Source organism: Rhodococcus sp. G6(2025) (assembly GCF_058628105.1).
In genome coordinates, this window is the sequence record NZ_CP179750.1 from 3,344,720 (window position 1) to 3,357,505 (window position 12,786).

Genomic DNA, 12,786 nt, shown 5'->3' on the forward strand with positions numbered 1-12,786 from the left:
TTCAATTCCTGGAATCGGTGGCGGGACGGCGTCCACGACTCTTCTCCGATCTGCTCTTCGCACCAGGAGGCGTGCAAGGGTTGGGCTCGGGCCCGACCTCGGCGTGCTGGAGTTGCATGGATGTCCGCGCGCACGTGGTGTAGGCCGCTTCTCCCGCCTGATCGAAGTGTGTTGCCACGTTGGCGAAGAACTTGTTCTCGTCGAGTAGTGCGAGCACTGTCGTGTAGCGGTCGGGGCGGTGCTCCACGACGAGGCTGCCGCCCGCGTGCAGGAGCCGTGCCGCCGCAACAATCGTTTGCCGGGCGAGCTTCAGACCATCTGTGCGGCTGACCAAGGCCCGTCGGCGGTACTCGCCGCACTGTGAGGGAAGGTCTTCGTCGTCGGGAATGCACGGTGGACGGGCGAGGACCAGATCGGCCGTTCCGGCAAGGCCGGACAGCAGATTGGGCGTGGAGACGGCGGTTTCGTGAAGCACGATCGGGCTCTCGCCGAGGCGGATCTGACGTTCGATGTTGCGTCGCGCCACGTTCAGGGCTGTCGGATCCGCATCCACGGCATGTACACCGGCATCGGCTCGGGCATGCGCGATTGCCAGGGCGATTGCTCCCGAACCGGTGCACAGATCCACGACCACTGGAGTCGTGACATGTGAAATATCGGCGAGGGCCTCGGCAAGTACAAGTTCGGTGTTGGCCCTGGGTGCCGGCACACCGGGGCAGACCCACACTTCTACACCGCCCAGTTCGGCCCGCGAGGGTCGTCGCCTGGCTCGATCGATGGCGTCACTCGAGGTCTGCGGACCGACGCTGTGGGCGAGGGCGGGGGATCTGCCGGCGCTGATCGTGAGGGCCCTGCGCATGGCGGCCGCCTTGACCAGGGTCTCGGTGAACTCTTCGTCGGGGTCGGATAATGCGACGATGGCGCCCCCGATCCCGAAGCTCACTGTCCCGTGCCGGGACACCATGGTTCGGATGACGATGCTGAGGTCGGCGGTGCCGTTGATGGACAGCCAGCCGAGGGCGCCCGAGTACACGCCTCGCGGCCCCTCCTCCAGCCGATCGATGATTTCCATGGTGCGAATCTTCGGTGCTCCGGTCATCGAGCCACCCGGGAAGCAGGCGCGCACGCACCCGACTGCAGTCGCGTCGCTGCGCAGCGTCCCCCGCACCGTCGACACGAGTTGGTGGACCGGTGCGTAGGTTTCGACGTCGAACAATCGCGGTACGTGCACCGAACCGGGGATGCAGACCCGTGAGAGATCGTTGCGCACGAGGTCGACGATCATGAGGTTCTCGGCCCGGTCCTTCTCGCTCGTCAGCAGGTCCTGGCGGAGCGCGTCGTCCGTCGCAGCGGTTGTTCCCCGCGGCCGGGTGCCCTTGATCGGCTTGGACTCCACTACCCGGTCGGCGTCCACGCGCAGAAACCTCTCGGGGGAGGCGCTGAGTATGTCCGCTGCCTCGAACCTCAGGAGTGCTGCGTAGGGCACTGGAGTGATCGATCGGAGGTAGGCGAAGGTTTCGACGGGGTCTATCTCGACATCGATCTGGGCGTGGTTCGTCAAGCACACTTCGTACGTTTCGCCGACGCGAATGTTCTCCAAACAGGTACGGATCTTGTCGAGGTAGGTTTCACGGTTGTGGCGCAGCGTCATGCGCGGGTCTGCGGCCGACCTGATGAGCGGCCGCGCGGGAAGCGCATCGTCGGTCGTGACGAGCAATCGGTTGATTACCTGGGCCGTACGGCGCATCCAGTCGCGGGTTTCGGGTTCGTGGGCCTGCTCGCTGAGCGCCAGCAGGTAGCAGCTGCCGTCGACGTGGTCGATCACGACTGCGCGGTCGGCGAAGACCAGGGCAGCGTCCGGTGTGTCCGCGGAGTGTTGCGCATTGCCGTCGGCTTCGGCCTTCAACTCGTAGCCCAGGTAGCCCACGTAACCCAGATTGAACGAGAACGGCAGGTCCGGCGATGGCGGCACAGCGCGGGCCCGCAACTGTTCGTCGAGATAGTCGAAGAATCGCACGCGTCGTTTGCCGGCCGGAACGCCGGAACGGTGCACCAGGACGGTGCCGTCCGCGACGTCGTACGTGATGTACTCGGCGCGTGGGCCAGAGGCGTCGCCCATGATGGTGAAGCGGGCGTCCGACTCCACTGTGGAGCTGCCGTCGAGCCAAAAACTGTTGGGGCCGTCTGCGAACAGGCGCTCATACACCGTCTGTGGGTCGACTCGCCGATCTATCCGTCGTGTTTCCACCACGTACGGCGACAAGGTCCGCGGCCGACGTCGAGGCTTCGGGGCGGATCCCTTCCGGCGGGTCGGAGTGAGGTCACGGAAGTTGGCGAGGAGTTCATGTCCATGGTCGGTGCAGACCGACTCCGGATGAAATTGCACCCCCCACAGCGGGCGCTGGCGGTGCCTTACCCCCATGAGAATTCCGTCGGATGTCCACGCAGTTGGCTCCAGCTCGTCAGGGAGATCGTCGACGGCGAGAGAGTGGTACCGGACGACCGACAGGGGCGAGGGGAGGCCCGCGAACAATTCTCTTCCCTCGTGGAATACCTCTGAGTTGCGACCGTGCCGCGGCTCTGGTGCCAAGACGACATGCGCACCGAACAGTTGGCATAAACCCTGATGGCCGAGGCACACTCCTAGTGTCGGAAGCCCACCCTGCAGAATGGCCCGCGAGCTGATGCCGAAGTCGCGTTCGCTTGCTGGACGACCGGGCCCCGGAGAGATCACGATATTGTCGAACTCGGTCAGTTCGATCGCACGCCAGTCGACGTCGTTGCGCACCACCGTCGGCGGGCACCCGTTGACCTCGCTGAGAAAGCTGTAGAGGTTGTAGGTGAAGGAGTCGTAGTTGTCGATCAACAACGTCTTGGTAAACATCGTTTGCCCGGTTCTCGGCGTGTGAGGGATGCGACACTTCGGTGTCACTCGCCGGTGCATCGACGTGAAGAGGTCCCTCGAACTTATTGCAGGAGCTTTCGTCTGAGCGCGCACCACCCGTGGCGTCCTCCTCCAGCACGGGGAAAGCTGGTGTGGTTCATTGACTGGGGGCGGCGAATCGGCCGACGCTGTGGGACGAGGCGCCGAGCCATGAAGTCCGCCCGTGCCGGCGATGGTGCGGATGGTTGCCACCAAGTCCTCTCGACGTGTCGGCCCCGTTTGGGAGGCTCCGCCGACCTGAGGAAAACTGACCAGCTGCGCCTGAGTGCCGGCGATGCCCGCTCGTGCATTCTTGGTGACGAGCCGGCCGGGGGACAACTGGGTCCTTGTACCGTCGACACGGTGGGCCTGGTGGACATGATCAATCCTTAGGAGGGCTATTTAGCCTGTCTATCAACGCAACCCGCCCAGGCCCCGACACGCCGCGCGATGCGCGCACTCCACCTTAAGTCACGAAAGTCTGTGGATACAAGGGCACCCATCCGGTAGTAATCCACAGAGCAAATGGTCGGTTCTATTCACGGAGTGTGACAGTGTGGCCTGGAGCCTCTAGCCCACGAAAGTGATTGCGTCTCTTGATCTCAGGGTTGATGTGTCGGGTGTAATGATCACGAGGATGGAACGGCCGACCGCGACGATGGCGCGCGTTTCCCCGTTTCGCCGGTTGGGGACGGCGCGCCGGGGATTGCATCGGCATGAAGTTTTCTGTACCTCGTGCGCGGTGGTATCGCCTGGCGGCAACTGCCGATCGAGTTCCCTCAGGTCCGGACGGTGTACGCGGTCTTCGCCCGCTCCAGTCGAGCGGCGTGGACCTGGTGGGGGAGTGGGTGAGGAAGCGCCCCTCGAGGTGACGAGCCTGCAGAGGGCGAACAGGAGTGGGAAGACGCATAGCTACCCGAGGACGAGGGAGGGGAGCAGAACGAGGAGAGAGACCAGACCCGACGAGAGTGAGGAGGCCGCGCAGCCCGAGCAAAAAGAACCGCCAAGTCGCAGTCCGCGCACCCGCGGACATCGAGCAAGCTTTCCGCGACGCTCACTGATAACCGGGGGGTGTTGCCTGTCCAGGCGTGTGAGACCAGCCCGGGACTGCCTCGAGCGCGGTCGAGTTGTGGCGCCCGCCCGGTGCAACTCTCGAGACCGTTGAGAGGCGAGATGTAGTATCTCCCATAATTTGCCGATAACGATTGGTACGTCAACTACCTATCTGAACGTGAACTGTCCCAACAGCTTCCGTTCTCGGCGTTGCGCGAGCGTCTCGATAGCGGTCGGCCCATTTCTTGGCTGTTGCCGGTGAGCCCTGGAACCGTTCGGAGGCACGGCGCAGCGGCCGATGTTCGTCGACGACGAGTCGGGCGAGGGCGGTGACCACACCGATACCCGAGGCCCTCGCCTACCTGCCACGCCGTTCACAACCTCCCTGGGAACTACATCTAGCGCAGCCGTTCGATCCCGATGAGTGCCATGCAGTCACGCTAGTGGCCCACATTCGTCTGCGCAGGCAAGAAGCCGCCGGCACCTGACGGTGTCAGCGGCTTCGCTTCCTTCCCAGGCGCGCTACGCAATGTAGGTCTGACCCGGTCGGGGGGTGACGGTGCCCGCCAGTGCGCCTCTCGGCAAGTGGTCGCTCGAAGCGACAATTTTTCAATGTGACACCCGGGGCATTGGGTCGAACACCGTCGAGTGTGTCAACCGTTCGCGGTGCAGCGGCATTCCCTTCCCTGACGGGCGGCTTCGAGAGGTGCGCTTCGGCTCGTCGACGCGCAGACTGGAACCAGGAGGTCAGGAGGTTGTCATGCGATTATTGCGGGGCCTGCTCGACGTGGTGCTGGGCATTCTCACGGCTGTGCTCGGCACGGTGCTGGGCATTGTCGCGGCGGTCGTGTGGCTGGTCGGTGGGGTGCTCTGTGTGACGGTCATCCTGCTTCCTCTGGGCTTGCCCGTGGTGAGGCTCGCCCGCCGTCTCTTCACCCTCGCCAGGAAGCTGATGCACTTTCCCTGACGCGCAGCGTAAAGAAGATGAACGGTGCCTCACGGCTGAGCCGATCGAAGTGCTCGGGGGAGCGAGCGCGCACCGCCGCACAGGGTCGTGGCTCCGAAACGCGTTCGACGGTGAATCCTGCTGCGGTGAATGCGTCGAACATGGCGTGCAGCGGCCTGTGCCAGAACTTCATGTGGAAGGTCTCGCCGGACTTCACCCATTCTTCGGTGAAATCGTACGTTCCGAGATAGTCGCCCTCCCCGGCAAGCCTGAAGTCGACGAACGGGTGATGGGTCGAGATGACGCCGCACCCGCCTGGCACGAGTACCCGGCGACACTCGGTCAACGGTCTCGACCAATCGTGGACGTAGTGCATGACCAACGAGGCGACGACGACATCGAAGGTCGATGACCGGATGGGCAACTGCTGGTTGAGGTCCGCCCGGATCAACGGCACGTCGGGCCGAGGCGCGTCCGGGCGATCGCGAGCAGACCCGTGCTGAGATCGACGCCGGTGACGGCAGCACCAGCGGCGGCGAGTGCGCGTGAGAGCGCACCGCTGCCGCACCCCGCATCCAGTACTTTCCGGCCTCCGACGTCGCCGACCAGCGCCAATGTCGCGGGTCGTTCGTGCAGGGCGTTGTACACGTTGTTCTCGATACCGGCGTCATACGCCGACGCGTACGTGTCGTAGTCGTTGAAGGTTGCCTCGATCTGATCATTGCGGATCGGAGTGGCCGCTGCGCCCCCACCGTCGCGGCAACTCTGGTTCCGCCCGGGCATCTCGCAATTCCAGCGGACTGAGACACTTCGCCAGTCCCATCTCGGCGAACGTGTCCGGACTCGGGCGGGACCTCCCGGAAATCGCTGGAACAGCATTGTATTGAAAACCTGCGCGTTCTAGAATTGGGGGTATGGCGACGGTCGACTACGACTCGGCGGAGCCGGGCGGATCCGGGACCCGCCGTTACCGCTCTCCGCTGCGTCGGATGCAGGCAGCTCAGACGCGGGCGGTCGTACTGCAGGCCGCCACCCGGCTGTTCGCCGAGCACGGCTGGGTCGGCACCGGCATGAGGGATGTCGCGCGGGCCTCGGCGGTCTCCGTCGAAACGGTCTACACGACGTTCGGATCCAAAGCCCACCTGTTGAAGGCGGCGCTCGAGGTCGCCATCGTCGGCGACGACGCACAGGTGCCGTTGGCCGACCGGCCCGTCTACACGGCGATCGGTACGGGGCGCACGACCGGCGACCGCATCGAGATGGGATCGCGCATGATCGCCAGGATCAACGAGCGCATCTACCGCCTGGCCGTGGCGATCCGTCAGGGGGCGACGGCGGATGCCACGCTCGCAGCGGTGGCAGCCGACCTGGAGGGGCAGCGCAGGCGTTCGGTCGCCGACGTCGCACACCTCATCACGGGCCATCACGCCGATGCTGGTCAGGTCGACGAACTGTGGGTCCAGACCGGCGACCAGGTCTACGCCCTGCTCGTGGACGAATGCGGTTGGAGTCGCGACCGTTACGAGTCATGGTTGATCGACCGCATCGAAGAAATCCTCGACCGCCCGGTGTGACACACGGGCGCTTTTGTTTGGAGTAGGTCATGACAACCGACACTCTGCCTCCTGCCGACACTCGTATCATGCGCATCGTTCACAGCGCACTGCGCCGCGATATCGCCCGCGCCTCTCAGGTGCTGCGCACAACACCTCCGCCCGCGCGGACCCAGCGGGTCGCACTCGCCGATCACCTCGTGTGGATGATGCATTTCCTGCACCTGCACCACAGCGGCGAGGACCGTGGGCTGTGGCCGCTGGTCCGCGAGTTGAACCCGGCCGCCGGAGCACTGCTCGACGTGATGGACGCCGACCATGCGCGAATCGGCCCCGAGATGGAGCGGGTCGCCGCCGCGGCAGCCGAATACCGTGCGCATCCGGCTGCCCGAGAAGACCTTTCGCGTTCCCTCACCGTTCTCGAACAGGTTCTGCTGCCGCATCTGCAGCGCGAAGAGGACGAGATGATGCCGATCGTCGCCCGCACCCTGACCCGTCGTCAGTGGGACGACGTGGAGCAGCAGGTGTTCATCGCCTCGAAGACCAAGCGGGCGCTGGGCATCGAAGCTCACTGGATCGTCGACGGTGTCGACCGGGAAGACTACGACGTGACCGTCCGCAAAGTCGATCCGGCCACCCGGTTCATGCTGATCCATGCGTTCAAACGACCATATCGGCGGGCGTGCGCCGCCCGGTGGGGCGCCGACCTCGACGTGAGCCCCCGGCTCCACCAGCCACCCCGCACCGACGGCTCGGCAGAATTGTGGATCGACGCCCCGGCTCGGCAGCTGTACGACGCGGTCGCCGACGTCACCCGAGTCAGCGAACGCAGCCCCGAGTGCCGCAGCTGCGCGTGGCTACCGGGACGGCCGCCGGGGACCGTGGGCGCCCGATTCCGGGGGCACAACCGTGCACATCACATGCGCTGGTCCCGGGTCTGCGAGGTGACCGCCGCCGAGCCGGGCAGGATGTTCGCATTCCGCACGGTGTCGGATCGGCGCAACCCGCTGTACCACGACTCGACCACGTGGTCATACATCTTCCGAGCGGATGGCGACGGGACCCGGGTGACGCATTCGTATCGGATCGACGTACTGCCGTACCGCCCGCTGCTCTCGCTCTACTCACGCCTGCAGCCACAGCACCGGGACATGCGGCCGCAGATGCGGGAGAATCTGGAGGCGCTGCGGCGGCAGGCGCGCGCCGGTGCGCTTACCGGGTCGCCGCTGCCCCGAACGGCGTGATCTCCTGTCACGTTGGAGTGCTCGCCATTAGAATCAGCGTCGATGTCAGGTGACCGCAGGAAGCGCTGCATTCGTGGGTAGGGCCCGCACACTCGCTCAGGTGTACCGACACTTCGGTGAGGTCGATGCCGCCGAAAGGTCACCGCTGTACGGGCGCGTCGCCGTCGCACTGAGTGAGTCCGACGAGGCGCTGCGCGCCATCGAGGCGGCCCCGGCGCGCAAGCGACACCCCACGGTGATTCTCGCCGCGCTGCACGACCTCGCCCTCGCCGGTCGCGCTCCGGGGCTTGCCTCGGCCTATGCCGCTACGGACGGCGACGCTGCTGCCGACGCGGCGGTCGACACCCTGCTGCGGATGACCGACTCGGTCGTGGCTCTCGCCGTGCGCCGGAAGACGCGGCCCGACGAGACCGGACGCTCCACCGTGCTGTATCCGGCCATTGCCGAGGCGGCGCGCCGGTTCGGCGCGAATGCGGTGGGGCTGATCGACGTGGGCTGTTCGGCTGGGCTCAACCTCAATGTCGACCGTGTGGGCATCACGTACAGCAACGGACAGTCGTTGGGCGACCCGTCCTCTCCCGTGCAGCTGTCGGCTTCGATCGTGGGAGACCGGCCCGTCCCGGCGCGAGTGATGCCCGAGGTCGTCACCCGGATCGGCGTCGACCTCGATCCCGTCGACGTGACCGACGCGGACGAGGCCCGATGGTTGCGCGCCTGCCTGGGGCCGGATCAGCCCGAGCGGATCGCGAGGCTCGACGCGGAGATGGCGTTGGCGGCGACGGCCCCTCCGCTGCTGCTGCAAGGCGACGCCGTCGAGGTGATGCCCGACGCCGTCGCCCGGGTGCCCGCGGACGCCCTGCCTGTCGTCACCACGACGTGGGCGCTGTCGCGCTTCCGGGGCGAGAGTCGCCTGCGCTTCCTGGACCGCCTCGACGAAGCGGCAGCCGGCCGGCCGGTGGCGTGGGTGTCAGTGGAGGGAGTCGGAGTCGCACCGACGATACCCACGCTCGGCGATCGCCACGCCTCTGGGCACAGCCTCATCGGCCTGGCCGTGTTCGACCGGTCGGCTCGGCCCGCCGAGGCTATCGGCCGCTGTTGGTCGCGGGGCCGCGTGCTGGCGTGGCTGGCAGACTCCTGACGAACCGGACATCCCTTGAAACTGAATGATGTTGCCGCTGTGCGGGATTGTCGGGTGTGGGTCGTTTTCTCCCGAGGCCGGCGAATTCACTCGCTGTGATCTGCAGGTGGGGCGTCGGTTGCGTCAGTGTTGCGGTGAGTCAGGCTGTGGTCGGCCAGGGTCGGGCGGGTGTCGGAGGATGCGGATTTTGTGGTTTCGCCGCTGTCGCAGCTGCGCGCTTCGCCGGAGACTTGTTGCTCCCAGTACGCATCCGATCGTGCCCGTGATGCCCACGGAACTCCCATGCGATGTCCTCTCTGTGCGGGTGGCTGGAGGAGATCGCTCTTCCTGTCACGTAGATCACGCGGATGGCGGCTTGTCTCACCATCGCCGAGCCTCACGGGTGTATTTCCTTTGTACGCCTCGGCAGTGAGGTCTGTCGTACCCGGCGGACCGGGTCGGTGACCTGTGCAGCTCGGGTATCGGGCGAGTGGGAAGCATCAGCCGGCGCGCCCTGGCCCACGTTCGTTGCCTTATCCGGACATACGGGGTAGACCTGAGGTACGGAGCCACGGCAGACCAAGGTCGGACCGGAAGAGAAGATTCCACCTCTCGGTCGTGGCGCCCAGCACGAGTTGTAGGCACCCACGCACAAGCACAGCCCACTATCTGGGCTCAGCGCGGTGGGCTTGCGTCAGGCGGGGGGATGTCTGACGCCGAGGCCACATTTCACCCCGCGCAACCATGCAGCTTGGTAACCAGACGTTCGTGCTCGCGGGCGGCGCCCCCTGATCAGGGACGCCGCCCGACGTGTGTTTGTGGTACGACCTGTTCGGGCGGGCGATCGGGGTGCAGCGGAAGCCTGGACGAGGTGATTCGATGATGGTCGTCTATTCCCGGAGAAGGAGAGCACATGCTGGTGGCATTCAGCGTCAGCCCGATGGGCGGGGACTCCGACAGCGTCGGTGCCGCGGTCGCCGCGGCCGTGCGGGTGGTCCGCGAATCCGGACTGTCCAACGAGACCACGTCGATGTTCACCACCGTCGAGGGTGAGTGGGACGAGGTAATGGCCGTCGTGAAGCGTGCAACGGACGTTCTGCTGGAACAGTTTCCGCGGGTCAGTCTGGTTCTCAAAGCGGATATCCGGCCGGGTCGAAGCGATCAGCTGCGAGCGAAGGTCGAGACGGTGGAGCGCTACCTGACCGACTGAGGCTCGGTCATCCGCCCTCACCATGTTCGCCGGCATAGTGGTGGGCGAGTTCCGTGCCGATCCGGGCCAGCTCGGCCCGGACCGATCGAGGTTCGAGCACCTCGACCATCGAGCCCCAGCCGGCGAGGTTCCGGGCGATGTCCAACGGGGTCGGTGCGGCGAGACGGACCCGGGCGCGACCGTCGTCGTCCTCACCGTCGCGGTGGCAGTGCCGCCCGAAGTGATCGCGCAGGATCGGCACGAACCTGGCGTCGATGAGCACGGTCGCCCACGTCGTCGAACGCCGCTGTTCCACCTCGCCGACCACCTCTTCCCACGCCGCGGCGAGTGTGAAGTCGTCGGGGCGCTCGGCGGGCTGCTCCGTCGATTCGGCGTGGACGATCCGGTCGACCCGGAAGGTCCGCTGTCCCCGTTCGGTCCCGGCCAGGAGATACCAGATGTCGTCCTTGTCGACGAGACCCCACGGGTCGACGAGCCGCTCGGACCGTTGTCGGGCGCTGTTCGTGTACGTCAGGCGCACTTTCCGGCGCCGGATCACGGCGGCCTGCAGCAGGTCGACCATCTCGGGCCTGCGGCGATCGCGTTCGCCCCACCGGGTGGGATCGATCATGGAGGCAGTGGCGGCGGCCTCGGCATCGGCCCGGAAGGTCTGCGGCAGCGCCCGCACGAGTTTGCGCAGCGCGGCCTTGGCCTCGCCCGAGACGGCGGCCGCGGGGCCGACCAGAAGGAACAGCGCCTGCGCCTCCGTCGCGGACAACCCGCTGAGGTCGGTGCGAGCGCCACCCACGAGCGACCACCCGCCGCCACGCCCGGACTGCGGGTACACCGGGATCCCCGCAGCGGACAGCGCTTCCAGGTCGCGGCGAGCAGTCGCGACGGACACCTCCAGTTCGTCCGCCACCTCGGCGGCGGTCACTCGACCCCGGGACTGCATCAGCAGGAGGGTGGCGACGAGTCGGTCAGCGCGCATGTCCTCAGTTTCCCGCAGAAAGTGCTCAATTGGTGAGCACTTTGGGTTGGAGGATGAATGTTGTCACCGACCGAGGAAGGGAATCACCCATGTTGCGAGGACTCACCACCGTCAACTTCTACGCCGACGACCTCACGGCCGCCCAGGCCTGGTACACCGAACTGCTCGGAGTCGAGCCGTATTTCGTGCGCGCGGTGGCGGGGGCACCCGCCTACATCGAGTTCCGGCTCGGCGACTACCAGCACGAACTCGGCATCATCGACAGCCGATTCGCGACGCCCGACCGGTCACGCGGTGTCGAGAACACGATGACCTACTGGCACGTCGACGATCTGGACGCGAGCGTCGAGCGGCTGCTGTCGCTAGGTGCCACCCTGCACGGAAAGCCGATCGAACACGGGCCCCGATTCGTCACCGCATCCGTGGCCGACCCGTTCGGAAACATCCTCGGCGTGATGTTCAACCAGCACTACCTGGACATTCTGGCTGCGAAGGCAGGCGCGTGATGGACACCCACGACGTGAACACCGTCGTCGCTCGCACAACCGCGCAGTGGCGTGCCTGGCTTTCGGAGAACTGCCGGTCCGAGACGGAGGTCTGGCTGATCATCCACCACAAGGACAGCGGAACGCCGAGCGTGCGCTACCACGAGGCGATCGAGCAGGCCCTGTGCTTCGGGTGGATCGACGGCCTGCACCGCAGACGTGACGCCGACAGTTCTGCACTGCGTTTCACGCCGCGGACCCCGCGCAGCACCTGGAGCCGGGTGAACCGGCAGCGCGCGGCGGAGATGATCGAGCAGGGACTGATGACCGAGCACGGTTACGCCGCCATCGATCTGGCCAAGGCCAAGGGGACCTGGGAGAACACGGCGAACGGGGACAGCGCGACCATCCCTGGCGATCTGCAGGAAGCGTTTGGGCGACACGACGCCGCGCGCGCGAACTTCGACAAGTTTCCGCCGTCTTCGACCCGGTTGATCCTGGAGTGGATAGCGTCAGCCAGGAAGCCGGACACGAGGCAGCGGCGGATCGAGCGGACGGTCACGCTGGCGGCGATGAACCTCCGGGCCAATCATCCGGGGGTCCGGGTCCCGGACGGTGTGCGGTAGCCGTCTCGAGACCGGTGTCCCGATCGGAGACAGGGAGAATCGGAGACAGGACGAGGGGAGACACGACATGGACTGGCCGCGCGAACTCGCCGACCAGCTCGGCTGGCACTGGGAGCAGCAGTTGCGTCCCCGGCTGGAGGGACTGTCCGACGAGGAGTATTTCTGGGAACCCGCGCCGGACGGCTGGAGTGTGCGCCCGCGCGGGCAGTCGCAGGCGCCGGTCCAGGCCGGAAGTGGCGCGTTCACCATCGACTTCGCCTTTCCCGAACCGGACCCGCCACCGGTCACCACCATCGCGTGGCGGCTCGGGCATCTCGTCGTCGGCGTCTTCGGGATGCGGATCGCCAGTCACTTCGGCGGGCCGCCCGTCGACTATCAGACGTTCGAGTACGCCGGCACCGCGGCGGAGGCGCTCGCGCAACTCGACGAGAACTATGCGGCCTGGTCTGCAGGTGTCCGGAGCCTCGGCGTCGAGGGGTTCGCCCGGCCGTGCGGCGCCAGCGAGGGAGCGTTCGCGGACTATCCGATGGCGGCGTTGGTGTTGCACATCAACCGGGAGGTCATCCATCACGGCGCCGAGGTGGCGCTGTTGCGCGATCTCTATCTGCGCCGCCCGATTTCCTGACCGGAATCCCGGCCGGCTCCACGGGTTTCACTCC

The 12,786-nt window shown here is 66.2% G+C and carries 10 protein-coding genes and 1 pseudogene; 8 read left to right on the forward strand and 3 right to left on the reverse strand.

The annotated features are described in order from the left end of the window. Position 1 precedes the first annotated feature (1 nt). Positions 2 to 2,884, reverse strand: a complete 2,883-nt coding sequence (pabB, locus tag ACLIVD_RS15265) for an aminodeoxychorismate synthase component I (RefSeq protein WP_491932651.1) — start codon at positions 2,882 to 2,884, stop codon at positions 2 to 4. 1,852 nt (positions 2,885 to 4,736) lie between these two features. Between pabB and ACLIVD_RS15270 the strand changes: the two genes are divergently transcribed. After that, positions 4,737 to 4,943, forward strand: a complete 207-nt coding sequence (locus tag ACLIVD_RS15270; protein WP_105414514.1) for a hypothetical protein — start codon at positions 4,737 to 4,739, stop codon at positions 4,941 to 4,943. Here ACLIVD_RS15270 and ACLIVD_RS15275 read toward each other — a convergent pair. Further along, positions 4,909 to 5,801 (reverse strand): annotated as a pseudogene (locus ACLIVD_RS15275) (class I SAM-dependent methyltransferase). The gene ACLIVD_RS15270 and the pseudogene ACLIVD_RS15275 sit on opposite strands and share 35 nt — an antisense overlap. A 35-nt stretch (positions 5,802 to 5,836) precedes the next feature. On the opposite strand from ACLIVD_RS15275, the gene ACLIVD_RS15280 reads away from it, so the two are divergent. From ACLIVD_RS15280 to ACLIVD_RS15295, 4 genes are all read left to right on the forward strand, one after another. After that, a complete protein-coding gene (locus ACLIVD_RS15280) occupies positions 5,837 to 6,496 on the forward strand; it encodes a TetR/AcrR family transcriptional regulator (RefSeq protein WP_105414516.1) in 660 nt (219 codons plus the stop codon). A 29-nt stretch (positions 6,497 to 6,525) separates the two neighbouring features. Continuing rightward, complete coding sequence (locus tag ACLIVD_RS15285) at positions 6,526 to 7,719, forward strand: hemerythrin domain-containing protein (protein WP_491932652.1); 1,194 nt, start codon at positions 6,526 to 6,528, stop codon at positions 7,717 to 7,719. Between the two features lie 49 nt (positions 7,720 to 7,768). Then, a complete protein-coding gene (locus tag ACLIVD_RS15290; protein WP_491932653.1) occupies positions 7,769 to 8,857 on the forward strand; it encodes a DUF2332 domain-containing protein in 1,089 nt (362 codons plus the stop codon). Positions 8,858 to 9,749: 892 nt separating this feature from the next. Further along, complete coding sequence (locus tag ACLIVD_RS15295; RefSeq protein ID WP_009479982.1) at positions 9,750 to 10,046, forward strand: MTH1187 family thiamine-binding protein; 297 nt, start codon at positions 9,750 to 9,752, stop codon at positions 10,044 to 10,046. A 7-nt stretch (positions 10,047 to 10,053) separates the two neighbouring features. Here the strand turns inward: ACLIVD_RS15295 and ACLIVD_RS15300 are convergent, their stop codons facing one another. Next, complete coding sequence (locus tag ACLIVD_RS15300) at positions 10,054 to 11,016, reverse strand: helix-turn-helix transcriptional regulator (RefSeq protein WP_271209931.1); 963 nt, start codon at positions 11,014 to 11,016, stop codon at positions 10,054 to 10,056. Positions 11,017 to 11,105: 89 nt separating this feature from the next. On the opposite strand from ACLIVD_RS15300, the gene ACLIVD_RS15305 reads away from it, so the two are divergent. From ACLIVD_RS15305 to ACLIVD_RS15315, 3 genes are all read left to right on the forward strand, one after another. Beyond that, positions 11,106 to 11,522 (forward strand): VOC family protein, encoded by a 417-nt coding sequence (locus ACLIVD_RS15305; RefSeq protein WP_491932654.1) that lies wholly within the window; start codon positions 11,106 to 11,108, stop codon positions 11,520 to 11,522. Next, positions 11,522 to 12,127, forward strand: coding sequence for a YdeI/OmpD-associated family protein (locus tag ACLIVD_RS15310; protein ID WP_283331972.1), 606 nt, complete (start codon positions 11,522 to 11,524; stop codon positions 12,125 to 12,127). Before ACLIVD_RS15305 ends, ACLIVD_RS15310 begins: the two co-directional genes overlap by 1 nt. 67 nt (positions 12,128 to 12,194) lie before the next feature. Then, complete coding sequence (locus tag ACLIVD_RS15315) at positions 12,195 to 12,752, forward strand: DinB family protein (protein ID WP_105414522.1); 558 nt, start codon at positions 12,195 to 12,197, stop codon at positions 12,750 to 12,752. Positions 12,753 to 12,786 lie beyond the last annotated feature (34 nt).